The following is a 24529-nucleotide window of genomic DNA, read 5'->3' as shown; positions in this document are numbered from 1 at the left end:
ATTGTCAATGACCAAAGAAGCTGAACGATTACAACAAGATAGTTGGCAAGATTGGGGGCCGTACTTAAGCGATCGCCAGTGGGGAACTGTCAGGGAAGATTATAGTGATTATGGGGAAGCTTGGGAATATTTCAGTCATGACCAAGCGCGATCGCGGGCCTATCGTTGGGGCGAAGATGGAATTCTGGGGATTAGCGATCGCCAACAAAATTTATGTTTCGCGATCGCCTTATGGAATGGCCAAGATCCGATTTTAAAAGAAAGATTTTTCGGGCTAACGGGCAATCAGGGCAATCATGGTGAAGATGTCAAAGAATATTATTTTTACCTCGATAGTAGTCCCACTCATTCCTATATGAAAGGACTATACAAATATCCCCAAACTGAATATCCCTACAGTTTATTGGAGAGTGAAAATAGCAATAAAACTCGACAAGATCCAGAATTTGAATTATTAGATACTCATGTTTTTGATCAGGATAAGTATTACGATGTTTTTGTCGAATATGCCAAAAATACAATCGATGATATTTTAATCAAAATTACGATTTACAATCGTAGCCAAGAAAGTCAAATATTGCATTTACTCCCTACCCTATGGTTTCGCAATACTTGGTCCTGGGTTAAAGATGCATCGAAGCCCCAACTAAACTTAGTAAGCAACAATGATGCTAATACTTTAATTAAAGCTCATCATTCAGAATTGGGTGATTATTATTTTTATTGTCAAGAAAATCCTGAATTATTGTTCACTGATAACGAAACTAACTATCAAGCAATTTTTGGGTATGATAACGGCAATAAATATGTCAAGGATGGTATCAACAACTATGTTATAAATCAGGAACAAGACGCGGTAAATCCTGAGCAAACAGGCACCAAATTTTCGCCACATTATATATTAAATATTGAAGCCCAATCGAGCATAGTAGTTAAACTGAGGCTCTGTAAAAATGCCAATTTAAAACAACCTCTAGGTTCTGATTTTGAGCAAATATTTACGAGTAGAATCAAAGAAACCTCAGAATTCTATCGGCAGATTACAACTTCAGGTTTGACCGCAGACTTACAAAATATTCAAAGACAAGCTTTTGCGGGATTACTCTGGAGCAAGCAATATTATCATTACGTAGTAGAAGAATGGTTGCAGGGCGATTATAATCAACCATTGCCTCCAGAATCTCGACAAAAAGGTCGCAATAAAGAATGGATTCATCTCGATAATCAAGATATTATCTCCATGCCCGACAAATGGGAATATCCTTGGTTTGCGGCTTGGGATTTGGCATTTCATTGTGTTCCTTTAGCCATTGTCGATCCTGACTTTGCCAAAAATCAATTGGATATCATGACGCGGGAATGGTATATGCATCCCAATGGGCAAATTCCTGCCTATGAATGGAATTTTAGTGATGTGAATCCCCCAGTTCACGCCTGGGCGACTTGGCGAGTTTATCAGATAGAAAGAAAGTATAAAGGTCAGGGAGATCGCGTTTTTTTAGAAAGAGTATTTCAGAAGCTATTGCTTAACTTTACTTGGTGGGTAAATCGTAAAGATACTGATGGCAATAATATTTTTGAAGGTGGATTTTTGGGCCTCGATAATATAGGAGTATTTGATCGCAGTTCTGCTTTGCCAACAGGAGGATATATTAAACAAGCAGATGGTACAAGTTGGATGGCAATGTACTGTCTAAATATGCTAACTATTGCCTTAGAATTAGCTCTAGAAAATCCTGTCTATGAAGATATGGCAACTAAGTTTTTTGAGCATTTTCTTTATATTGCCGATGCCATGAATAATATCGGTGGAGATAAGACTGAACTTTGGGATGATGAAGATGGCTTCTTCTATGATGTTTTGCATCTTCCTGGTGAACAGAAGATTAAGTTAAAAGTCCGCTCAATGGTAGGCTTAATTCCTTTATTTGCGGTGACCACTCTGGAGCCAGAAGTTCTTGATAAATTGCCTAATTTTAAAAGAAGACTAGAATGGTTTATTAATAATCGTCCGAAGCTTAAACATAATGTAGCCTGCATGGAAAGTAAAGGCGTCGGGGCAAGAAGAATGCTGGCTTTATGTTATGTAACTGTCGGAGAATATGTCGCGGTTGATAAATTACGCCGTATTCTAACAAAGTTGCTCGACGAAAATGAATTTTTTGGCCCCTATGGCATTCGTGCTTTATCTCGCTACCACAAAGATAATCCCTATACTTTTGATGTAGATGGCACTCAACATCGTGTAGATTATGAACCAGCAGAATCTAGTAGTGGTTTATTTGGGGGAAATTCCAATTGGCGTGGTCCTGTTTGGATGCCAGTAAATTATTTACTGATCGAATCTCTGCAAAAGTTCCATCACTATCTGGGGGATGATTTTAAAGTTGAATGTCCCACAGGTTCGGGAAACTGGATGAATTTATGGGAAGTATCTCAGGAGATTTCCTATCGACTAACTCGTATTTTCCTCAAAGATAGTCAGGGAAAAAGAGCAGTTTATGGTGCAACGGAACAGTTCCAAAGCGATCTCCACTGGCAAAACCTCATCCTTTTCTATGAGTATTTTCATGGGGATAATGGAGCGGGAATTGGTGCTAGTCATCAAACGGGATGGACGGGATTGGTTGCTAAATTGATTCAACAAAGTGGGGAATATATGCAGTATTGTCAGAAAGAAACTTGCTGAGGAATAGCATTGTGGTGATGTAAACTTGGGAAGCAGTATCATTTAATCGTGAGAATATCAAAATTAGAATTTTTAAAATAGTAATCGTCAAAAAGTTGATAATAAACGGTGCAAAAGCTTAAAATTATCTCGATTGCAATTCTTCTTAGTAAGACTAGGGGAATGAGAACCGACAGATACTGATTTTGGCAAAGATTGCGGAAGCTGAGAAATAGTTTAAGGAGTAAAACTTGTAGATGTTTGAGTTTGAATTTGGAGTTGCGAAAGCAGAAGTACAGCGATCTGGATTTTTGGGATTTGGTTCCAAAGTAGTTTTGAATCACGCTTCTAGTAGAGCTAGGTACTTTACCGAAAATCTGGAAAATAACATCGATCTAGATATGATTTATATTCCTGGTGGAAAATTCATGATGGGTTCTCCAGAAGGAGAAGGTAGAGAGACCGAAAAACCCCAACATCAAGTGATAGTTCCATCTTTCTGTATGGGGAAATATCCAATCACTCAGGCACAATATCGGCAAGTCATGGGGAGTAATCCATCTAATTTCAAGGGTGCTCAGCTTCCTGTAGAATGTGTGTCTTGGCATGATGCAGTAGATTTTTGCCAAAAGTTATCAAATCAGACAGGAAAGGAATATAGATTGCCAAGTGAGGCGGAATGGGAATATGCTTGTCGCGCGGGAACGAATACCCCATTTCATTTTGGGGAAACAATTACTACGGATTTGGCAAATTATCGAGGAACGGATTGGGAATATCAAGGTCAAGTCCATCCAGGAAATTATGCTGATGGGCCAAAGGGTGAATATAGAGGAAAAACCACCGCAGTAGGAAAATTCCCCGCCAATACTTTTGGCCTATACGATATATATGGAAATGTTTGGGAATGGTGTGAAGATGACTGGCATAGTAGTTACAAAAATGCGCCTCAAGATGGTCATGCTTGGTTATCGGATAAAAGTAGCACTAAAGTATTGCGCGGTGGTTCTTGGAGCTACTTTCCTATTAATTGCCGCTCAGCTGCCCGCAACTTCAATGTTCCCGAGGACGACGACAACAATATCGGGTTTCGAGTTGTCTGTATGGTTCCGAGGACTTCATAGTCCCGTCTGCGATCGCCCCTAAAAACATTACGATGCGCGATCGCAGGCAAAGCATGAAATTGCTAATTTGTAGTGACTTTATGGTCAATAAAAACAATTGATTTTAATTCTCTAATCTTTTTTGGCATCTATATCAATTTTGGAAATTTGTTATTAGAATAGAGCAATTTAGAAATGTCATTTCATGCCGAAAACAGGATATCCTAACAAAGGGAAATTAGGAAGTAACAAGATTAAAAGGTGCTAAATCTCAAACTCATTAGGGACAATCCAACTCAGGTTCAAAAATCATTGAATTTTCGTAGCCAAAACGGATATGACATTCAACCAATTGTTGAGCTAGACCGCCAACAAAGACAACTTGAAACCCAACGCAGTCACCTCAGTGCGCGGGGTAATGAAATTGGCAAAGAAATCGGCCAGAAAATCAGAAATGGTAGCGATCCCAAAGGCGAAGAGATCTTAGCTCTTAGAGAATCAGGCAATCAAATCAAAGCTCAGGTCGCAGAGCTAGAACCCCAGGAAAAAGAGCTCAAAGCTAAAATCAACGAACTCTTATTACAACTTCCTAATTTACCCCATGAGTCTACTCCTATCGGCAAGGACGAAAGCGAAAATGTCGAGATTCGTCGCTGGGGAGATGAATATAAAACCCCATCAGAAAAAATATTGCCCCATTGGGAAATCGGTGAACAGTTGGGTATTTTAGAATTCAAACGGGCTGTAAAAGTTGCCCAGAGTCGCTTTGTGAATTTAATCGGCGCAGGTGCGGCTTTAGAAAGAGCTTTAATCAACTTTATGCTAGATAGTCAGATCGAGGCTGGTTATATAGAAGTGATGCCCCCTGTCTTAGTTAATACTGACTCTTTAACCGGCACAGGGCAATTACCAAAATTCGCCGAAGACAGTTTTAAATGTGGAGATGATGATCTATGGTTGACTCCTACAGCAGAAGTTCCCCTAACTAATCTTTATCGGAGTGAAGTTGTCACCGATTCTGAGTTACCGATTTATCATTGTGCTTACACTCCTTGTTTCCGTCGCGAAGCGGGCAGTGCTGGCAAAGATACCAGAGGACTAATTCGACTTCACCAGTTTAATAAAGTGGAGTTGGTCAAACTTGTCCATCCCGAGACATCTGAAGCGGAACATCAATCTTTGGTCCAAAATGCCGAAGCAATTTTACAGGCTTTAAAATTACCTTATCGAGTCATCGAACTTTGCACAGGGGATTTAGGTTTTGGCGCCGCGAAATGTTACGACTTAGAAGTCTGGCTACCTGCTGCTGGGGCTTACAGGGAAATTTCTAGTTGTTCTAATTTCTTCGATTTTCAAGCTAGAAGAGCCAATATTCGGTTTAAAGAAGCTGGGAAAAAAGGGACGCAATATCTTCATACTCTCAACGGTTCGGGACTAGCGATTGGCAGAACCATGGCTGCGGTTTTAGAGAATTATCAATTGCCCAATGGTACAGTGGAAGTCCCAGAAGTTTTACAACCCTATTTGAAGCGAGAGGTTCTCTAAATGTTAATAATTCAGAATTCATAATTGTTATGTTCTTGGCTTTTCAATCGCCCGGCCCGATTATCTTTGAAATTGGCCCATTCATTGTCCGTTGGTATGGTTTGTTAATTGCTTCGGCGATTTTGATTGGCGTTACTTTATCTCAATACCTTGCTCAACGTCGCGGAGTCAATCCGGATTTACTAGGAGATTTAACTATTTGGTTAGTTCTCGGCGCGATTCCCGGTGCCAGAATATATTATGTTCTCTTTGAATGGCAACAATATGCCCAACGACCGGAAGATATTATTGCTATTTGGAAAGGGGGAATTGCAATTCACGGTGCCATAATTGGTGGCACGATCGCAACTTTGATTTTTTCTCGCCTCAATAAGATATCTTTATGGCAATTACTAGATCTTGTCGCACCTTCTTTGATTTTGGGTCAGGCGATCGGCAGATGGGGCAATTTCTTTAATTCCGAAGCCTTTGGTAGACCAACAGATCTACCCTGGAAACTATATATTCCCTTGAGTAATCGTCCGTCTGGGTATTTGAATTACGAATATTTTCATCCCACTTTCTTATACGAATCTATTTGGAATTTGGGTGTTTTCGCGGTCATTATCTGGCTATTTTTCTGGGGATTGAAAAACCAAGATCGTTTAAAAACAGGAACTTTAGCTTTTGTTTATCTGATAAGCTATAGTGCTGGTCGCTTCTGGATTGAAGGACTGCGAACAGATAGCCTAATGTTAGGCTTTTTGCGGATTGCTCAAGTAGTTAGTTTAACGGCGATCGCGATTGGTATCCTGAGCTTGGTCTGGCTCTATGTCCTCAGACGCCCTCTTCCCGATACAGGGAGAGTCAAAAGTCAAAAGTCAAAAGTCAAAAGTCAAAAGTGAAAAATAAAATTAATTCTAAAGTTTATATTATTGGTGCTGGTCCTGGAGATCCTGAATTACTGACGGTGAAAGCCTACAAGATTATTGCTCAAGCAGATGTGATCTTGTATGCCGACTCCTTAGTGCCGAAACAGATTTTGCAAAATACCCGTGCTGATGCCGAACTCGTTGCAACAGGAAACAAGACCTTAGAAGAAATTGTGCCCCTCATGATTGTTAGGGTTCAACAAGGTTTGTCGGTCGTGCGGTTGCATTCGGGAGATCTTACCTTGTACAGTGCGATCGCAGAACAAATGCGATTACTCGCCGAAGCGGATATTCCTTTTGAATTAATCCCTGGGATAAGTGCTTTTCAGGCGGCGGCTGCCAAGTTACAAACAGAATTAACTGTCCCAGAACTTGTCCAGACGATCATCTTAACTCGCATCTCAGGTAAAGCTTCTAATGTTCCTGAAGCCGAAGATTTAGCTGCTTTGGCGGCTCACAAGTCTAGTTTATGTCTGTATTTAGCGGCTCGTCATGTCGAGAAATCCCAGGAAAAACTTTTAGAACATTATCCGAGTGATACTCCGGTGGCAGTTTGTTATCGTGTGGGATGGCCTGATGAGAAAATCTGGTTGGTTTCCTTAGCGGAAATGGCACAGGTTACGAGAGAAAATAACTTAATTAGAACCACTTTATATTTAATTAGTCCTGCTCTCAAAGAGGTTACAGAAGCCCGTTCTAGATTGTATCATCCTGAACATTCTCATCTTTTCCGACCAAATAAATCATCTATGCCTTCTTTTTAAAGCATTCAATTTAAAGTTAACAACTTTAAGGACAAATATTAGTTGTTAGTTCTTGTTGTGCAGAAGGATTGGCAGGATCTGGAATTATAGTCTTATCAACTTTATTAAAATCAATAACTTTTACCGACCCACCATCATCATCATCGTCATCGTCATCATCGTCATCATCATCTCCGCTAGAACTACCAATCACAGTGAAGTCTCCATTAGATTTAGCACTTAAAGCATCATCGAGTGCTGATTTATAGGGTTCATTGGATGATAGGATGCTATTAACCTCAGAGCTATTGCAAACCTCTGATTTTAATTCTGCAATTTCTGCATCGCTAAAAGTATCTGTAATTTCAATTTCTTGTGCGACAACGACTTGAGAAAGAGGCAAGGTTAATGTGATTGCAAGAGAAAAAATTAATTTGTTCATGGAAATATACCTGTAGCTTGGGCGAGTATAAATTAATAAAGAAAATAAATAATTAATTAATTATCTGGATGGATAATTAATCAGCAAAAACAGCTGGAATTTGTGAAATCTCCGCCTCGTCAATTTCTCGTGTAATCTTATCAATAGCAGCTCTGCCAAAATCAGCAAATCCATATGCTACCTCGACAAAAGCATTGTCACCGCCAATGACATTGTTTTCAAAATATTGGTCTATTTCATCTTCTCTATTCTTCGCAAAGCGGTCCCGACCAACAATAAAAGGTAAATTATGGAAATTATTGAGGGTTTGACCAGAGTCAACAACTTGATTAGGAGATAAAATTGCTAGGCCATTAATGGTGATTCCTTGGGCTACAGCAGCATCTCTAGCAGCTTGAACTGAGGGACATATGACATGTCCGATGGGAACTCTAGCCAAACCACGGAATCCTGAGACTCTAGCATTGTAAGAACCATTAGCACATCTAGTTTTGCCGTCAAGATAGTTAGGTAAATCTAAACCATAGTTAGAAAAATAAGTATTGATCGAAGCAATATCTGTACTATTAACAGAAGCTGTATTATCTAGACCATCTCCAGAAACATCAATAACTAAAGCCTGACCTTCATAGTTATTAGTCAATAGTAAATTAGTGGCAGAATTAATCGCATCTGCAAGATGGGTATTCCCATAACTCGGTCTTCCCGCAGCAGCGATCGCATTAGAGAAGGTTTGAGCACTAGCTGCATCTTTCACTAAATACCAACCGATTTCGCTATGAGCAGAATTGGACCAATATTGTAGGGTAACAGCTAATCCATTCGGCAAACTTTCAATTGCGGAGATTAATCCAGGATCTTTAAATGCATCAACATAACCTTGGTGTTGCAAGTTAAATTCGTTGTTACTAATACTTCCTGAAACATCAACAGATAAAACTAACTCTACATCTACAGTTGTGGGTGCTGTTTGTGCCAATACAGTTTTTTGAGGTTGATTAGAAAATATTAAACCAATTGCAATTACTATAAGGGTAAAAATATTTTTATTGCTTAATTGTTTCAGAACAAAAAGCAACATTAATTGAAAGTTAGGGGCTTGGCTTTTCATATAAAATATCGGAATTCACTAAGAAAAATCAATTAATTACATTTTGCCAAGTCGAATTATTATTTTGGTGAAGAATGGATGAATAACCCGGTATTTCTTATTAATTTAAGACAAGAATTTTTTTCAATCAATTTTAAATCTATCGATATTTACTATGATTTACATCTTCTTAAAAATTAAAAATATATTGTATCCGTATTTTTACTAGAACATGAAAGAGCAATTTCAAAAGGTACAGCTTATTATTCTCTGTCCCCTATTCCCTATTCCCTGTTCCCTGTTCCCGAAAGCAGAGCATTATGTATATCACTAATTTGATGTATATCACTAATTTGAGAAGAGCTATATTCAGATTCCACTTTTCTAATTTACGACATACCCTAGCTAAAAATAGTTAGTAGCCACAGTACAAAGGGAATCGAGATAAAACTCAGTAGAGTAGAAGTAACAATAACTCGGGCTGTAAAATCTTGGTCCCCACCAAATTCATGTACCAAAACTAAAGAACTTACCGCCGTGGGCATGGCACTTTGCAAAACTAATACCTGGAGATCTAAACCTGTAAGATGCAATATGTTTCCCACGGAATAAGCAATAGTCGGGGCGAGCAATAAACGAATACTAGCAGCTAGTAATTCCCTAATGCCTAAAGAAAATCGAGTTTTTGCCAGTTGCATTCCCAATAAAATCAAGGCGATCGGAATAGCCGCTGCCCCTACTTTTTGAATCGCTTCATCCAGCTGAAATGGCATATCTCCGACAAATACCCGAAGAGCGATTCCCAAGGCGATCGCCCAAATTAAAGGCAGTTTAATAATTAACTTCAAGCCAGAAACAAAACCTTGTCCCTTGAGAATAGCAGGCCCAAAGCAAAACATCAGAATGCTCGCACCCAACATATAAATTACGGCTCTAGCCAAGCCTTCTGTTCCCAAAGCAAAACTAACAACCGATAAACCCATATTCCCATTATTCGGAAACAGAGAAGTGGCCACCAAAGCTGTTGTTGAAGCACGGGAAAATCCGGTAATTTTACTAATTAATCTTATTGCTAAATAAAGCAGACCCGAAGTAATTGCAAATCCTTGTAGTAATGCCAAAGAACTAGCTATAGGTAAATTATTACGGTATAAACTATCAATGACCAAGGCAGGAGATAAAACATAAAGAATTAATTGAGAAAGAGTCTGATGTTGTAGTGATAAACTCCGACCGGCTATTAATCCAATTAAAATAATTAACCCTACAGGTAATATTGCAGGGAGTAAATGTATCATAAGCTGTGTGCTAAACTTAGTATCATTAATAAAATTTACAATCTGTTATAAGAAGAGTCTTTCAATCACAGCGATTTAACATGCGGTTTTGTTACCCTGTTTGTAGTAATTAAGTAGTAACTTGTAAATCCAAAGCCTTATGGTTGTAGCAACCCTCACCACGGAATCAATAGACCAAAAAAAGCTAAAACTACAAAAAGTCTGGCAAACTGTCCATAGTAATAGTTGTCCTAATGTATATAATTTCCATATGCACACTATCTGCTCTGATGGGAGATTGACTCCATTAGAGGTAGTAGATCAAGCTTTGGCAATTGGGCTTAAAGGTTTAGCCATTACAGACCACCATTCAATTAATGGTTATCGACAAGCTCAAGCGTATCTTAACGAGATTCAAGAGCAAAGTCCTGAGAAAGATTTATTTTCTCTTTGGGTAGGTACAGAGATCACTTCCAATCTGCAAGGTGTCACAGTTCATATTTTGGCCTATGCTTTCGATCCAGAACATTCTGCGATCCAACCTTATCTTCAATCGGTAGCTCCGATAGGGAATGCGGCTAATGCGGAAATAGTGATAAATAGTATTCAGAAAGCCGGTGGCTTGGCAGTTTTGGCTCACCCTTTTCGTTATCGCCGTCCTGCTGGAGAATTAATTCCGTTAGTTGCCTATTTAGGTATTGATGGCATCGAAGCTTATTATTCCTATAACAAAACCAACCCCTGGAAAGCTAGCCCCAATCAGACAAAAGAAAGTTTGGAATTAGCATTTAAGTATGACCTTTATACTTCTTGTGGGACAGATACTCATGGGACGAATATTTTGTTGAGACTTTAGGTTTTGGGTTTTAGGTTTTAGGTTTCAGGTTTTAGCTGTTGAAGGTAGCTGATATTTAAAGGATATTCGGGGTCTTCGAGATGGTTGATAACTAAAATCGCATCTTTAAAGTCCTGATTTTTTGTGTATTCGTTAACTGTGACAATGGTTTTCAGATTAGCTTGAGTGGCAGCTTGTAAACCATGAGCCGTATCTTCAAATACCAAGCAGTATTCTGGCTCAATATTCATCTGTTCTAAAACATAAAGATAAATATCTGGGGCTGGTTTTTTATGGGCGACAATATCTCCTGCGGCAATCACTTCAAACCAAGCAGGGTCAAGTGTTGTTTCCAGTAATGCTGTGGCATTGGATAAAGTACTAGTTGTTGCGATCGCCAAACGAATTTTCTGATCTCTTGCTTCTAAGATCAGTCTTTTGACTCCTGGACGCAAAGGAATCGAACCTTGTTTTAATAGCGATCGATAATATTGATTCTTTAGCTGATGGGTCTGAATAATAAATTCTGCAATATCCTCAGTTTGCCAATCTGGTTGATATTTTTCTAAGTAAAACTTTAGTCTTTCCTTGCCTCCCGCGATCGCCAGTAACTCACCGTACAAATCGACCGACCAATGCCAGTCCACACCAATTTCAGCAAAGGCACGATTAAAAGCCACACGGTGACCATCCCGTTCAGTTTCAGCCAACGTACCATCAACATCAAAAATTAAAGCTTGTAACTGATTACTCATTTAAATGTTCCTAATCAAGGATAGGGAACGGGGAATAGGGAATAGGGAATAGGGAATAGGGAATAGGGAACGGGGAACAGCCGTGAGGCTCCGCGTCCACCCATTAGTTCCCTTAAGGACGAAGCCAATTAACTCCAGAGTTTTTCTAGAACTGTATTCGGGGCAATGTCAGCAATTTTGCCCGTAGAGGAAGGAATATTGACGTATTTTTCACTCACAGGTGGTAACATTTTTTTGCTATCACTAGTTGAATTGAACAGGGCAATAGTATAGGTTCCCACCGCAACTGCTAAGGAAATCGATACTGAATCCGTAGATAGAAATAGATTCGCTCCCGCAATAATAGCTGCTGACTTACCAACATCAGAAGGTGCTGAAACCTTGAGCTGAGGATGGGATTCTAGCATCTGGGTTACCCATTCGCCGTTCTGCTGATCTTGAAGCAACACAATCGGGATTTCTGACTGTTTGGCCTGAATATCTGTAATGATTGATTTCCAGTTCTTTGCCGGGTAACTCTCATCGGTACTATGTAAGAGAATGTAGCCATCACGAATCCCCAAACCTTTTTGTCGTGATTCTACCCAGGCAATATCCTCTTGAGGCACGTTAATTTTGACTTGGGGACAATTAGCTTGAATATCTAATCCTGCAAGAGAACTATGATACATTTCCGCTGCATATTGGTCTTTTTGCAAAGGAATTGTTTTGGAAAATAGCCAAGGATTTCTGCTGCGATCGCCAATTCGGATCGGAATTCCATTGAGCCACAGCAAAGAAGATACTGTCCAAGGAGTTCCAAAACTCAGGGCGGCTTCATATTCGCGGTCTCGTATAATCCCTAAGAGATTAAGATAGTCTGCCATAGAATTGCGATCTTGATAGTCAAATAACAAGACATCATTAACGTATTTGCAAACCCGATAAGCCTTTTTGGCTCTGGGTTCGACTAAAACATCGATTTTCGCATTGGGATAGGTACTCTGAAGAGTTTCCAGAGTAGGGAAAAAATTGATTTGAGCGTCAATTCCGCCGGGAATTAGGGCTAATATTCGCATCTTATGGGGAAGATATACACCTTATCTCTAGTTTCATCTGTGCACAATTTTAATGGATGATAGAGAAAACGGATTTATTTTTTGGGAAATCAGGCAAATGCATTTATTAATTCCTGCAGCGGGAATGGGCAAAAGAATGGGTAGCGATCGCAATAAATTGTTATTGAAACTATTAGGTCGCCCTTTGCTTGCCTGGACTTTATTGGCTGCCGAAAAGTCTCTAACCATTGAATGGATAGGAATTATGGGGCAAATAATAGATTTTCCTGAGTTCAAAAATATCGTGGAAAACTTGGCTTTAACGAAACCCGTTAAGTTTATTGAAGGAGGTGAGACTCGGCAAGATTCTGTTTACAATGGTTTACAAGCGCTGCCCACCTCAGCAGCTAGAGTCTTAATTCATGATGGAGCCAGATGTTTAGCTACTCCAGAATTGTTTGATCGTTGTACAAAAGCTCTTCAGGCTTGCCCAGGCTTGATTGCTGCTGTTCCCGTCAAAGATACGATTAAGGTTGTGAATAACGAAAATATTATTGAATCTACCCCAGATCGTAGTAATCTCTGGGCGGCACAAACTCCTCAAGGTTTTGACGTCAAATTACTAAAAGATTGTCATCATCGCGGCAAAGAGTCAGGTTGGGCAGTAACCGATGATGCTGCTTTGTTTGAAAAATGCCAACTGCCAGTGAAAATTGTCGAGGGAGAAGAAACTAATTTGAAAGTAACGACGCGAGTAGACTTGGCGATCGCGACATTTATCCTACAGCAAAGATTGAAAACATAGACACAACTTGGTGATCTATGATCTAGTCAGGATAGGTGGTAGGTTTTAGGTTGAGAAGATTTCCCTAACACCTAATACCTAATACCTAATGCCTAATACCTCATCTTAGGTTCCAACTTCAAAAGCAATACCTTCTTCGTGGAAATGGGGGAAATTAGCGAGGATATTTTGTCTTTCGTTGCCACCAACAAAAATATAAGTTCCAGGTACATTTTGGTTTTGAAAGCGGTAGAAATCGGTTCCAATATCTGCTGTCCCTGCATAAACATAGAAAGCAATACCTTCTTCGATAAAATTGGAGAAATTTGCCCGAATACTTTGGCTTTCTTCTTCCCCAGCATAAAGATAAGTGCCAGGTACGTTGCTATTTTGAAACCTATTGAGGCGAATTAAATTATCGCCCGGTTCAACGCCTACTCGAAATGCTTGTCCTTCCTCAACAAAATTGGGGAAATTGGCTCGAATACCTTGACTTTCATCTTCACCCGCAAATAAATAGGTTCCAGGGAGAGAATTATTTTGGAAACGATTAATTGGTGTAGTCAAAAGAGGGGCACTGCCGCCACCATTTCCGTTATTTCCGCCATTACCGCCATTATCAGGAATAATAGGTTGACTTATTTGCGCGACCCAGGCATCCTCGCCACCGAAATTTACACCATCCAAGTTGCCTTCTGTAGAACCAGAGAGATAAAGACTCCCATTGCTATCGATCGCCACTCCCTGGGAATCGTCATCTTCAGGCGAACCAAATTGTTCAGTCCAAAGTAAATTGCCATTGCTATCGTATTTAGCGACCCAAGCATCACTCCCTCCGGCATTCGCCTCGCCAAGAGTTTCATTAGTAAAACCAGAGATATAAACATTACCTTCACTATCTGTCGTTATGCCCTCAGCAGCATCATTACCGACAGTTCCTAGTTGTTCAGTCCAGAGTAAATTACCCTCTCCGTCATATTTGGCGACCCAGGCATCATTAAGACCGGCATTGCCTCGGTCAATAGAGCCATTAGTCCCGCCGGCGATATAAACATTACCACTAAGATCTGTTGTGACGGCTTGAGAATAATCAAATTCCGCTTCGGCAGAGTCTAGTTGCTGATTCCAGAGAAGATTCCCTTCTGCATCATATTTGGCGACCCAGGCATTAGTATTTTCTGAATTCGATCTAGTTGTGTCACCAGAAATATAGAAATTCCCATGAATATCGGTTGTCACCCCCGCAGAAATTTCCGAGCCAGAAGCATCAAGTTGCTGATTCCAGAGCAAATTACCTTGAACATCGTATTTGGTTACCCAGGCAACACTACCCCCGCCATTTGCCTCATCAGATATGCCATTGGTAAAGCCGGAGATATAAACATTTCCCCCAAGGTCTGTAGCTACTCCCGTCGCACTGTCAAATCCGGAAAAACCAAGTTGTTGGCTCCAGAGCAAATTACCTTGACCATCGTACTTATTTACCCAAGCATCACTATCGATCTGGAAGGTTCCTTCAATGGTTCCGAGACTAGAACCTGCTATATAGACGTGGCCATTAATATCTGTGGCCAATCCCTCAAAATCATCAAGGTTAGAGGTTCCAAATTGCTGAGTCCAGAGCAAATTACCTTGATGATCATATTTGGCTACCCAAGTATCACTATTTCCGAAATTGGTGTTACCAAGAGTTCCTCGAGTAGAACCCGAGATAAAAACATTACCATTGCTATCTATTGCTATTCCCTGAGACAAATCATTTTCAGGACTACCAAGTTGTTTTATCCACATAATAAGGTTTTCAGCCATTGCAAAGTTCAAGGGTAGCCGATGGAAAAAACGGATCTATTAATTCTTAATTTATTTATTAGATCTGGCAAAAATAACTAATTCGATCTGTGAGCACCACCAAAAACGATGGGAGCAATTCGGGAAACCGCATTGTACCGAGACTCCCTCATGGATTACGATGGGATACGATAAATCAATATAAAAAAGATTATTACTTTACTAATTTTTTATTTCGTTGGGTTGGATAGACATGGGATTTTTTGATTCTGAAGTAGTACAGCAAGAGGCCAAGCAGTTATTTGAAGATTATCAATCTTTAATGCAACTGGGAAGTGAATATGGCAAGTTTGATCGCGAGGGCAAAGTTCTGTTTATTGAAAAAATGGAAGGCTTGATGGATCGCTATAAAATTTTCATGAAGCGTTTTGAGCTATCAGAGGACTTCATGGCGCAAATGACCGTAGAGCAGCTTAAAACCCAACTAGGTCAATTTGGGGTTACTCCTCAGCAAATGTTTGACCAGATGAACATGACATTGCAAAGAATGAAATCAGAGATTGATTACTAGAGCATCTAGCCCTTATAAAATTAGTGAGATACATAAAGATCTCGCTTTAGGGAATAGGGAACAGGAAACGGGGAACAGGGTAAAAGGGTTTAAGACACAATTACTTTTGCGGAGCCGCTTTAGATGCTTGATTCTGATAAATAGTTGTTCTTATTTCCCAAGGGGAGAAATCTCTAATAAGTCTCTTGCACCAGTGATGCCTTGACCAATGAAAAGCAGCAGTGCAAAGCAATTCAAGGCAATATGGACTTTGCGCCAGCGATTAGTGCGGTCTTTATAGATATCTTCGATGATAGCTAGAGAAAAAATCATTAATAGAGAAACCGCCATTCCATAATAGTAATGAGACCAGTACCATTGATCACTTAATCGCCAGACTCCTTCTTGAGCACCCAGAATAATCAAACCCATTCCCGATAAGGTGGCGAAGATGCCACGCCATAGTTTAGGTTTAGCTCGAAATAGCATCACGAAAGACGCGATCGTCGCAATAAATATTAGACAAATTAATATGGCCTGAACTGGATCTAAACTGTCTCTTTTCAAATTAATAATAAAATTTTTATAGACAATGGAATAAGCTAGTCCAATCAAGTTGACTCCTACTACACTGCCGGTTAACCATCGCCCCAACTGCACATGTTCTCTACCAACAACAGGAGGGATTTTACTTTTTTTGCTGTCTTTGATTTCTAGTCTTCGTTGACGAGTTTGCCAAGCAAAGTTGGTAACAATGCCGATGATGGGAAATACGAAAATGATTGCGATCGCAGGATGAATCAATCCCACCAAATCTTTGGTGCCTAAATTGGCAAAAGCTAAAAAATCTTGAGTAACCATATTATTTATAGATTTTGTCCGCTACAATCTAACATCCTATTATCTAAAAACAATTAGAAAACCTTAGTTTTTCTAATCGGACGTGGTTTAACTCAATATATCAAGTATTTTTCACGGAACTGCATTTCCTTATTTCCTAAGACATAGAAGTCTAGAGAATAGCTTAGGAATTACAAACAATGAAAAACGGGAAAAAACTCACCAGTAAAACTAGTATTGCAACAGCGATGTTGATCATGGGACTACTAGGTGTCGTTACACCAGCAGAAGCTGGAAAAAGAACTTCCGACCGCGATCGCAGTTCGAGAACACATCAAACCAACCGTCGTAATGATCGTAGTCATCATCGCGATCGCTATAAAAGTAACTCTCATAATCGCGATCGCCAACACCATAAGCGCCGCAGTTATATTCTATATTTCTAATTCGAGTAAAAAATACGGACGAGGAAGTTTTATGCTTCCTCGTTTTCGTGAAAGACATTATTTTGAAATCACGAAATTAACCAACTTATTGGGAACAACAATCACTTTTCTAATTTGCTTACCCTCTAAGTAACGCTGCGCGACTTCTGATTCTTGAGCCAGTTTTTCCAAAGTAGCCTTATCTGCACTAGCCGGAACTTGGATTTTGCCGCGAGTTTTACCCATGATCTGAATTACCAGAGTGATTTCATCAACCACCAAAGCGCCCGGATCGACTTGCGGAAAACTATAACTATGCACAGAACTGTCATGACCCAATTGTTGCCATAACTCTTCGGCAATATGGGGAGCAAATGGAGCTAGTAAAAGAACTAAAGTTGAGACTCCTTCTTGATATACAGGAGAATCAACAGACTTACTTTCTTTGAGCGCATTAGAAAGCTTCATTAATTCCGAAACTGCGGTATTAAATTGATAATCCCCTGTCAAATCTTCGGAAATTTCCTTGATGGCCGTATGAATTGCCCGACGCAGGTCTTTTTCTTCTTTGGTAAGTTTTTCTGATTGAGCTTTGATCGATTTAGTAGCCGCAAAATCTGTGACTTGTGTCCAAACTCGATTCAGAAAACGGAATTGCCCTTCCACATCAGCATCATCCCATTCCAAGTCTTTTTCTGGTGGAGCTTTAAAGAGAATAAACATCCGTGCTGTATCGGCACCATATTTTTCCAAGACTTGTTTGGGGTCAACTCCGTTATATTTCGATTTAGACATTTTGACCATGAAAACATCCAATTTTTCTCCTGTCTCAGGGTCTTTAGGATCTTTGGGATCGATTTCGCTGACAGGAATATATTTTTTCGTCGTGGGGTTTTGATAGGTTAAACCCTGCACCATACCCTGGGTTAACAGACGCTTAAATGGTTCATCGAAGTTGAGTAATCCGCGATCGCGCAAAACCTTAGTAAAAAAGCGAGAATAAAGCAAATGCAAAATCGCATGTTCAATTCCCCCCACATATTGGTCTACCGCCATCCAGTCATTGACTTTGTCTGGCGCAAAGACTTGTTCAGGATTATTCGCATCGGTGTAGCGCAAGAAATACCAGGATGAATCGATAAAAGTATCCATCGTATCTGTTTCTCGTTTTGCAGGTTCCCCACAACTAGGACAAGCAACATTTACCCAATCTTCTAATTTCGCTAGAGGAGAAGCACCCTTGCCACTAAATTCAACCTGTTCAGGAAGTTTCACGGGTAAATCCTGATCGGGGACAGGAACAGAACCGCAACTAGGACAATGAATAATCGGAATCGGACAACCCCAATATCTTTGGCGAGAAATTAGCCAATCTCTTAAACGATATTGAATTCGTGCTTTGCCATAGCCTTTTTCCTGGGCATATTCAATAATTTTGCTTTTGCCAATTGTGGAGGTGATGCCATCAAATTCATCGGAATTGACCATCACACCAACAGCAGTATAGGCTTCAGTTAATTCTTCAATATTTTCTGAATCACTATTCTCAGGAATAATCACCGTTTTAATTGGTAAATTATTTTCCCCTGCAAACTTGAAATCGCGAACATCATGGGCAGGAACCCCCATAACCGCACCAGTTCCATATTCATAGAGAACATAATCAGCAATCAGAATGGGAATTTCTTCGCCATTAAAAGGATTAATCGCTTTGCCGCCAGTAGAGATACCTCTTTTGGGTTTATCCTCTGCGGTGCGATCGATTTCGCTTTCGCTAGCGACTTCTGTGACAAATGCTTCTACGGCTGCTTGTTGTTCTGGAGTTGTAACTTGAGTTGTTAGGGGATGTTCTGGGGCAAGGACTACATAGGTTACCCCATAAACCGTGTCAGGACGCGTAGTAAACACAGCAATCTTTTCGTCCATGCCTACAATGGGAAATTCTAAATAGGCTCCGACCGATTTCCCAATCCAGTTGGCCTGCATCGTTTTGACTCGCTCTGGCCAACCGTCAAGCTGATCTAGATCTTGTAATAATTGTTCGGCATAGTCAGTAATTTTGAGGAACCATTGCCTGAGTAATTTGCGTTCGACTTTCGCCCCACTACGCCAGGAAAAGCCTTCACTATCTACTTGTTCGTTCGCTAATACTGTTTGATCAATGGGGTCCCAATTGACAGAAGCCTCTTTTTGGTAAGCGAGCCCCGCCTCAAAAAACTGTAAGAACAACCATTGTGTCCAACGGTAATAATCGGGAAAACAGGTGGCGACTTCTTTTGACCAATCGAGAGATAAGCCTAATTCCTTGAGTTGCGATCGCATCTGGGCAATATTTTGCTGAGTCCAGTTGGCCGGAGGGATATTTCGCTCGATCGCCGCATTCTCCGCAGGCAAGCCAAAGGCATCCCAACCCATAGGATGTAATACCCGATAGCCTTGCATTCTTTTGAGACGAGCAATCACATCGGTAATAACATAGTTACGAACATGACCCATATGAAGGTTTCCCGAGGGATAGGGGAACATTGAGAGGGCATAAAACTTGGGTTTATCTTGAGATGAGGGGGTTTGATCTAGATGGGAATCTGCCCAGGCTTGCTGCCATTTTTGTTCGATCTCTGTTGCGTTATATCTCGACTCCACGACTATACTATTACTCCTTTGTTTTGGCTCGATTTTTAACCTAACATCTTTTGTCCTCAACTCCACTAGTTACTGTGCGGAAGTCAAAAGTCCCTTACGGGCAGAGGGCAGAGGGCAGAGGGCAGAAGGCAGAGGGCAGAGGGCAGAAGGCAGAAGGTAAAAATACCCCGAACATAAAGACTAGAAACTGATTTTAAAGAACCAATATCTGGAGAATAATAAGATTTTCCTGAGCTTGATCCCTAAGAAATTTAAAATATAATTAATAGTAGAGAAAAAGCCAATTGAACTCAGGACATAAAATTATGTTTGAACGTGCAGCAATTTTTTCCGCTTTACTGATCTTAACGATGTTTTGTGCTGCAAGCATAAAGTATTACGATACATTGGGCTTAGAACCTTTAGGTATTAAGGTACAAAAACAAATTGGCCTTAAATAAAAACTATTCCGAAATAATATTCTGTTAACTTTTTTTTAGTAATAAATTGCTTTTTGAGCTGAATTTATTTTCCCTTAGTATATTCACTTAAAACCCAAAATCTAAAATCCTAAAATCCTTCCCAACGTTCTAAGGGAATACAGTCAATATCTAATTGATCTAAAGCACGAGCCACCACAAAATCTACTAAATCTTCTACTGTTTTCGGATGATGGTACCAAGCGGGAATTGCCGGGACAACTTTCACTCCAGTTTCGGCCAGAGCAGTCAGATTACGTAAGTGAATCAAACTAAAAGGCGTTTCTCTCGGGACAACAACCAGGCGACGACTTTCTTTAATTTGGACATCGGCGGCTCTTTCTAGCAGATCCGAACTTAACCCCGCAGCAATCTTGGCAACGGTGCTCATGCTACAGGGGATAATTAACATTCCTAAAGTCCGAAATGAACCACTAGCAATATTTGCGCCCACATTCCCCCAACGGTGACAAGTCAATTTCCCGGCGTTGCCTACTCCTGCTTGTTCACGCCAAAAGTCTTCCTGTAAATCAGGCTCGGCTGGCATATTAATGTTGTCTTCGGCTTGCCAAACCATTGCCGCTGCGCGAGACGCTACTAGTTCAATGGTATATTCGGCTTCTAGTAAATATTTCAGGGTCCGCACGGCATAAATCAAGCCAGATGCACCACTGACTCCAATGATTAGGGGTTTTGTCATAAAACTTTACAATTGAATAAACGTAATAGTAACTATAAATGGAATGGAACAGTAATAGCTACATGATCAAGATTTCCCTCCACGGGATTATTGTTAAAGACACAAAAGATATCAGCACCGATTGAATCATTTTTTGACAACATAATATTGAAAGCGATCAGCATTAAGGCTTATTATTAGAGTGCAGGATATCTAATTGAGTTCTATCAGCATAGATGAGCGATTTACCTCCAAAGAGAATTCTGATTCTTTCAGCCAATCCCAAAGGGACAACTCCATTACGCTTGGGAGAAGAGATTCGCGAAATAAAAGAAGGGTTACGACGGGCGAAAAGACGTGAACAATTTGTTATTGAATCGGCCGAAGCTGTTCGCTATAGAGATCTTCACCGGGCCATCTTAGATTATGAGCCACAGATTCTCCATTTCTCAGGTCATGGTGTGGGTTCTCAGAAACGAGAGCTAGGACTTGATAGTGCTCGAAAGCTTAGTCCATTGAGCGATGATATTGCAGAACCAGAGGGCTTAGTATTTGAGGATGAAACAGGAAAGGAAAAGTTGGTTGAGGCAGAAGCTTTGGCAAATTTATTTGAGTTATTTAGTAATCAACTAGAATGTGTAGTTCTGAACGCTTGTTATTCAGAAATGCAAGCAAAAGCGATCGCAGAACATATTCCCTATGTAGTCGGGATGAGCAAGGCGATCGCAGATCAAGCAGCGATAGAATTTTCAGTGGGCTTTTATGATGCTCTCGGAGCTGGCAGGGATTATATATTTGCCCATAAATTGGGTTGTAGTGCCATAGCAACGGCAGGAATTAGGGGAAATTTGACTCCGATACTAGTCCAATTGAAGTCTTCATCTCCCCGAATTAAAAGTAATTATCGAGAACAAGGTCAGGGCTACTATATTAATCGTCCTCCTGTTGAAAAAAATTGTTTCTGGGAAATCGAGCAAGCTGGAGCTTTATTGAGAATCAAAGCTTCTGAGAAAATGGGCAAAAGCTTACTGCTTGGGAAAATCTTCGAGGAAGGCTCAAAGAAAAACTATGCGAAGGTTCGGATTGATTTACAACTGTTAGAAGCTTCAATTCTTAGTGATTCTTCACAGTTTTTACGCTGGCTTTGTAAAAGAATAACTAGAAAACTTAAATTAGAAAGTTGTTTAGAAGATTATTTTGACGATTTTACGGCAAACACAGGTTGTACTGATTATTTTGAGGAATATATTCTCGAAAGTTTAGATACTCCTTTAATCTTGGGAATCGATAATATAGATCGTCTTTTTGCGCCCGAATTTAAGATAATTGCTGATGATTTTTTTGGGTTGCTGCGTTCTTGGTATGAAAATAGAGCAAGTAACTGGGAGAAGCTTAGATTAATCGTTATTTATTCGACTGAAGATTTACCGAGGTTGAATATCAATCAATCTCCATTTAATGTCGGGACAAAAATTGAATTGCCCGATTTTGAAGAGGAACAAGTTTTGGAGTTAGCTCTTAGATATAATTTGGATTGGTCAATCAATGAAGCTCAACAATTGAAAGAACTTGTTGGCGAACATCCTTATTTAGTTCATCATGGGATTAAAAGCTTAAAGATGAACGCAAAGCTGACCTTTAGCGAGCTTGTGGAAAAAGCAGATACTGATTCGGGAATTTATGCTGATCATTTACAACATCATTGGTCAACTCTAGAACAAGAGCCTACTCTAGCGAGACAGTTAGAAACTATTGTCGAATCTGCTGAGCCAATAGAGCTTGCTCCCAGCTATTTGTATAAATTGGATAGTATGGGATTAATAACAAAAGTTGGGAACCAAGTTCAACCTAGATGTCAAATTTATCGTGATTATTTTCGTGAAAGATTACTAACCATTGCATGATTCCTGAACAGACCAAAACTTCTTACTATCGAGTCGGCGGCAATTTACCTCCCGATGCACCTTCTTATGTTAAGAGGAAAGCTGATGATGAGCTATATCAAAAGCTGAAAGCGGGGGAGTTTTGTTATGTTTTAAACTCGCGGCAAATGGGCAAGTCTAGCCTTTGGGTTCGAGTTAAGCAAAGATTAGAAAAAGAAGATTTTGTTTGTGCGGCGATCGATTTGTCGGGCATTGGTCAAGGAGAGAAGGAGCAATGGTATAAATCTTTTGCGAATCGTTTGACTAAAAGTTTTGATGCTTCAGTGAAGAAACAATGGCGATCGCATTGGCAAGAGCAGCAGGAACTTGCGCCGATGGAGAAGTTGCATCAATTATTGGAAGAATTGCTGTTGCCTTCTTTGTTGCCGCAGCAAAAGTTGGTTATTTTTATTGATGAAATAGATTTCGTTAAGAGTTTAGGGTTCAATACTGACGAGTTTTTTGCCTCGATTCGATCTTGTTATAACGAGCGCAGTCTGAATCCGATTTTTAATCAGGTGACATTCTGTTTATTGGGAGTGGCAACTCCTGCGGATTTAATTGAAAATAAGCAGCTAACTCCTTTTAATATTGGCACTGGAATAGCACTTCAAGGTTTTTGTTTAACAGAAGTAGAACCTTTAATTGCTGGTTTACAGGGCAAGGTGGTTTCGCCTGAATCGATAATGTCGGATATTTTATATTGGACGGGAGGACAGCCCTTTTTAACTCAACGGCTTTGTAATTTAGTTGCTCAAGAAAATAATTCTCAACCCGATATTCCTGATTTAGTGCAGCGAAAAATTATCAATCATTGGGAAACTCAGGATGAACAAGAACATTTGAGAACGATTCAAAATCGAGTTTTAAGTAATGAACAAAGAGCAGGATATTTACTGGAGCTGTACCGCAAAGTTTTAACATCAGGGCAAATTCCTCTGAATAATAGTTCTGAAGAAAGGGAGTTACAGTTATCTGGTTTGGTGGTTAAGCGGGCAAATGTTCTGCAAGTTTATAATCCCATTTATGCCAAAGTTTTTGGTGAATTTTGGATTGATGAGGAGTTGGGGAAACTGCGTCCCTATGCAGAGAATTATCGAATCTGGCTGCGATCAGGGAAAAAAGATGCTTCTCGGTTATTACGAGGACAAGCGCTAAAGGATGCTGAAGCTTGGGCATCAGGGAATAATTTAAGTGGGGAAGATCGAGATTTTTTAGGAGCAAGTCGAGCACAAGAAAGAGAAGAAAAAATTTCCAGGAAAGAACAAGAAGCTCAAATCAAAAGAGAGAGACAGGCACGAGAAGCAGCAGAAGTAGCAAAACGTATCCAGGCTGAAGCGAATTGCAAAGCACAACGTAGAATTCGTATCGGAAGCATTGCTCTTACTATAACTTTGTTAGGATCTGTAATCTCAGCAGTATGGGCTTCTAGGAAATTTCAAGAATCTCTCAAGCTTCAGAAAGATGCGCAGGTGGCGATAGAAGAAAAAGAAAATGCTGAGAGTCTTTTTAAATATGTTAAGGGCGAATTGGGTATTCTTGGAAGAACAAATCAAACTCTTGAGGCGAGCAATATTATATCGAGTAGTATCCTATCTTTATTGGCAAGGGAATTAAGAAAGGAAGGTGATTTTGATGCGTCAGATGAAGCTAAAAGAAAAGTCAATTTGTCACAATTAATTGCCGACAAAGAACTGAAACAAATCTTTTTGATTGCTTCAAAGACTGAGGCGTATCAAGCTTTGAATAATAAAAAAGAGGCTCTGGATACGCTAAAAACATTAAGATTTATCTCTCTGGACAAAAACAAGTTTCAAATTAGCTCAGATATTTTTAATCAAGTTAAAGCTTTTTCCTATCTTCAAGCTGGTAAGGTTTTTCAAGTCAGCCAAGCTGAGCAGGGAAAATATTTTCAAATAGACCTCTTGCAAAAATACGAGTTTTGGTTGTTTCAGCGATTTTGACCAATCGCTATATACATTATGATTAGGGGTTTATAGAAATACCCTCAATTAATTATGCAAGAGGTCTAAT

General features: G+C 39.9%; 21 protein-coding genes. 12 read left to right on the top strand and 9 right to left on the bottom strand.

Annotated features, from left to right (window positions below):
- The first annotated feature begins 7 nt into the window (after positions 1-7).
- From XEN7305_RS19450 to cobM, 5 genes are all read left to right on the top strand, one after another.
- Entirely contained in the window at positions 8-2689 is a 2682-nt protein-coding gene (locus XEN7305_RS19450; RefSeq protein ID WP_006511215.1) for a mannosyl-oligosaccharide glucosidase, read from the top strand.
- A 236-nt stretch (positions 2690-2925) separates the two neighbouring features.
- Complete coding sequence (locus tag XEN7305_RS19445; RefSeq protein ID WP_006511214.1) at positions 2926-3792, top strand: formylglycine-generating enzyme family protein; 867 nt, start codon at positions 2926-2928, stop codon at positions 3790-3792.
- A gap of 240 nt (positions 3793-4032) precedes the next feature.
- A complete protein-coding gene (serS, locus tag XEN7305_RS19440; protein ID WP_006511213.1) occupies positions 4033-5316 on the top strand; it encodes a serine--tRNA ligase in 1284 nt (427 codons plus the stop codon).
- A gap of 29 nt (positions 5317-5345) precedes the next feature.
- Entirely contained in the window at positions 5346-6200 is an 855-nt protein-coding gene (gene lgt, locus XEN7305_RS19435; RefSeq protein ID WP_006511212.1) for a prolipoprotein diacylglyceryl transferase, read from the top strand.
- Complete coding sequence (gene cobM / locus XEN7305_RS19430; protein ID WP_006511211.1) at positions 6197-6991, top strand: precorrin-4 C(11)-methyltransferase; 795 nt, start codon at positions 6197-6199, stop codon at positions 6989-6991. The genes lgt and cobM overlap by 4 nt, the downstream gene beginning before the upstream one ends.
- A gap of 25 nt (positions 6992-7016) precedes the next feature.
- Here the strand turns inward: cobM and XEN7305_RS19425 are convergent, their stop codons facing one another.
- From XEN7305_RS19425 to XEN7305_RS19415, 3 genes are all read right to left on the bottom strand, one after another.
- Positions 7017-7412, bottom strand: a complete 396-nt coding sequence (locus XEN7305_RS19425) for a hypothetical protein (protein ID WP_006511210.1) — start codon at positions 7410-7412, stop codon at positions 7017-7019.
- 76 nt (positions 7413-7488) lie between these two features.
- Positions 7489-8523, bottom strand: coding sequence for a DUF1194 domain-containing protein (locus tag XEN7305_RS26920; protein WP_006511209.1), 1035 nt, complete (start codon positions 8521-8523; stop codon positions 7489-7491).
- A gap of 380 nt (positions 8524-8903) precedes the next feature.
- Positions 8904-9800, bottom strand: coding sequence for an AEC family transporter (locus XEN7305_RS19415; protein WP_006511208.1), 897 nt, complete (start codon positions 9798-9800; stop codon positions 8904-8906).
- A 139-nt stretch (positions 9801-9939) separates the two neighbouring features.
- Between XEN7305_RS19415 and XEN7305_RS19410 the strand changes: the two genes are divergently transcribed.
- Complete coding sequence (locus tag XEN7305_RS19410; protein WP_006511207.1) at positions 9940-10635, top strand: PHP domain-containing protein; 696 nt, start codon at positions 9940-9942, stop codon at positions 10633-10635.
- Between the two features lie 17 nt (positions 10636-10652).
- Here XEN7305_RS19410 and XEN7305_RS19405 read toward each other — a convergent pair whose 3' ends face one another.
- Positions 10653-11369 (bottom strand): HAD family hydrolase, encoded by a 717-nt coding sequence (locus XEN7305_RS19405; RefSeq protein WP_006511206.1) that lies wholly within the window; start codon positions 11367-11369, stop codon positions 10653-10655.
- A 128-nt stretch (positions 11370-11497) separates the two neighbouring features.
- Complete coding sequence (locus tag XEN7305_RS19400; protein WP_006511205.1) at positions 11498-12427, bottom strand: glycosyltransferase family 9 protein; 930 nt, start codon at positions 12425-12427, stop codon at positions 11498-11500.
- A gap of 97 nt (positions 12428-12524) precedes the next feature.
- On the opposite strand from XEN7305_RS19400, the gene ispD reads away from it, so the two are divergent.
- Positions 12525-13211 (top strand): 2-C-methyl-D-erythritol 4-phosphate cytidylyltransferase, encoded by a 687-nt coding sequence (gene ispD, locus XEN7305_RS19395; RefSeq protein ID WP_040898721.1) that lies wholly within the window; start codon positions 12525-12527, stop codon positions 13209-13211.
- A 105-nt stretch (positions 13212-13316) separates the two neighbouring features.
- Here the strand turns inward: ispD and XEN7305_RS19390 are convergent, their stop codons facing one another.
- Positions 13317-14999: an SBBP repeat-containing protein gene (locus tag XEN7305_RS19390; RefSeq protein WP_006511203.1), complete on the bottom strand. Its 1683-nt coding sequence runs from the start codon at positions 14997-14999 to the stop codon at positions 13317-13319.
- A gap of 232 nt (positions 15000-15231) precedes the next feature.
- On the opposite strand from XEN7305_RS19390, the gene XEN7305_RS19385 reads away from it, so the two are divergent.
- Positions 15232-15549, top strand: a complete 318-nt coding sequence (locus XEN7305_RS19385; protein WP_006511202.1) for a DUF1825 family protein — start codon at positions 15232-15234, stop codon at positions 15547-15549.
- A 150-nt stretch (positions 15550-15699) separates the two neighbouring features.
- Here the strand turns inward: XEN7305_RS19385 and XEN7305_RS19380 are convergent, their stop codons facing one another.
- Complete coding sequence (locus tag XEN7305_RS19380) at positions 15700-16389, bottom strand: DUF4079 domain-containing protein (protein ID WP_006511201.1); 690 nt, start codon at positions 16387-16389, stop codon at positions 15700-15702.
- 179 nt (positions 16390-16568) lie between these two features.
- Here XEN7305_RS19380 and XEN7305_RS19375 point away from each other — a divergent pair, with 179 nt between their 5' ends.
- Positions 16569-16814 (top strand): hypothetical protein, encoded by a 246-nt coding sequence (locus XEN7305_RS19375; RefSeq protein ID WP_006511200.1) that lies wholly within the window; start codon positions 16569-16571, stop codon positions 16812-16814.
- Positions 16815-16871: 57 nt separating this feature from the next.
- Here XEN7305_RS19375 and leuS read toward each other — a convergent pair whose 3' ends face one another.
- Positions 16872-19436, bottom strand: a complete 2565-nt coding sequence (leuS, locus tag XEN7305_RS19370) for a leucine--tRNA ligase (RefSeq protein WP_006511199.1) — start codon at positions 19434-19436, stop codon at positions 16872-16874.
- Between the two features lie 305 nt (positions 19437-19741).
- Between leuS and XEN7305_RS30055 the strand changes: the two genes are divergently transcribed.
- Entirely contained in the window at positions 19742-19876 is a 135-nt protein-coding gene (locus tag XEN7305_RS30055; protein WP_006511198.1) for a hypothetical protein, read from the top strand.
- 109 nt (positions 19877-19985) lie between these two features.
- On the opposite strand, the gene XEN7305_RS19365 is transcribed toward XEN7305_RS30055, so the two are convergent.
- Positions 19986-20594, bottom strand: a complete 609-nt coding sequence (locus XEN7305_RS19365) for a flavin prenyltransferase UbiX (RefSeq protein ID WP_006511197.1) — start codon at positions 20592-20594, stop codon at positions 19986-19988.
- 215 nt (positions 20595-20809) lie between these two features.
- Here XEN7305_RS19365 and XEN7305_RS19360 point away from each other — a divergent pair, with 215 nt between their 5' ends.
- Complete coding sequence (locus tag XEN7305_RS19360) at positions 20810-22477, top strand: AAA-like domain-containing protein (RefSeq protein ID WP_006511195.1); 1668 nt, start codon at positions 20810-20812, stop codon at positions 22475-22477.
- Positions 22474-24459, top strand: coding sequence for an AAA-like domain-containing protein (locus XEN7305_RS19355; RefSeq protein ID WP_006511194.1), 1986 nt, complete (start codon positions 22474-22476; stop codon positions 24457-24459). Before XEN7305_RS19360 ends, XEN7305_RS19355 begins: the two co-directional genes overlap by 4 nt.
- The last annotated feature ends 70 nt before the right edge of the window (positions 24460-24529 follow it).

It is taken from the genome of Xenococcus sp. PCC 7305, from assembly GCF_000332055.1.
Lineage (GTDB): Bacteria > Cyanobacteriota > Cyanobacteriia > Cyanobacteriales > Xenococcaceae > Xenococcus.
The sequence above is the reverse complement of the archived record's forward strand: the minus strand, read 5'-3'. Positions and strand labels throughout refer to the sequence as shown.

What these genes read in the sequence shown, in the direction of transcription:
- XEN7305_RS19450 (WP_006511215.1), top strand. Translation starts at nt 8, where the DNA reads ATGACCAAAGAAGCTGAACGATTACAACAAGATAGTTGGCAAGATTGG.
- XEN7305_RS19445 (WP_006511214.1), top strand. Translation starts at nt 2,926, where the DNA reads ATGTTTGAGTTTGAATTTGGAGTTGCGAAAGCAGAAGTACAGCGATCT.
- lgt (WP_006511212.1), top strand. Translation starts at nt 5,346, where the DNA reads ATGTTCTTGGCTTTTCAATCGCCCGGCCCGATTATCTTTGAAATTGGC.
- XEN7305_RS19425 (WP_006511210.1), bottom strand. Translation starts at nt 7,412, where the DNA reads ATGAACAAATTAATTTTTTCTCTTGCAATCACATTAACCTTGCCTCTT.
- XEN7305_RS26920 (WP_006511209.1), bottom strand. Translation starts at nt 8,523, where the DNA reads ATGAAAAGCCAAGCCCCTAACTTTCAATTAATGTTGCTTTTTGTTCTG.
- XEN7305_RS19415 (WP_006511208.1), bottom strand. Translation starts at nt 9,800, where the DNA reads ATGATACATTTACTCCCTGCAATATTACCTGTAGGGTTAATTATTTTA.
- XEN7305_RS19410 (WP_006511207.1), top strand. Translation starts at nt 9,940, where the DNA reads ATGGTTGTAGCAACCCTCACCACGGAATCAATAGACCAAAAAAAGCTA.
- XEN7305_RS19405 (WP_006511206.1), bottom strand. Translation starts at nt 11,369, where the DNA reads ATGAGTAATCAGTTACAAGCTTTAATTTTTGATGTTGATGGTACGTTG.
- XEN7305_RS19400 (WP_006511205.1), bottom strand. Translation starts at nt 12,427, where the DNA reads ATGCGAATATTAGCCCTAATTCCCGGCGGAATTGACGCTCAAATCAAT.
- ispD (WP_040898721.1), top strand. Translation starts at nt 12,525, where the DNA reads ATGCATTTATTAATTCCTGCAGCGGGAATGGGCAAAAGAATGGGTAGC.
- XEN7305_RS19390 (WP_006511203.1), bottom strand. Translation starts at nt 14,999, where the DNA reads ATGGCTGAAAACCTTATTATGTGGATAAAACAACTTGGTAGTCCTGAA.
- XEN7305_RS19385 (WP_006511202.1), top strand. Translation starts at nt 15,232, where the DNA reads ATGGGATTTTTTGATTCTGAAGTAGTACAGCAAGAGGCCAAGCAGTTA.
- XEN7305_RS19380 (WP_006511201.1), bottom strand. Translation starts at nt 16,389, where the DNA reads ATGGTTACTCAAGATTTTTTAGCTTTTGCCAATTTAGGCACCAAAGAT.
- XEN7305_RS19375 (WP_006511200.1), top strand. Translation starts at nt 16,569, where the DNA reads ATGAAAAACGGGAAAAAACTCACCAGTAAAACTAGTATTGCAACAGCG.
- XEN7305_RS30055 (WP_006511198.1), top strand. Translation starts at nt 19,742, where the DNA reads ATGTTTGAACGTGCAGCAATTTTTTCCGCTTTACTGATCTTAACGATG.
- XEN7305_RS19365 (WP_006511197.1), bottom strand. Translation starts at nt 20,594, where the DNA reads ATGACAAAACCCCTAATCATTGGAGTCAGTGGTGCATCTGGCTTGATT.
- XEN7305_RS19360 (WP_006511195.1), top strand. Translation starts at nt 20,810, where the DNA reads ATGAGCGATTTACCTCCAAAGAGAATTCTGATTCTTTCAGCCAATCCC.
- XEN7305_RS19355 (WP_006511194.1), top strand. Translation starts at nt 22,474, where the DNA reads ATGATTCCTGAACAGACCAAAACTTCTTACTATCGAGTCGGCGGCAAT.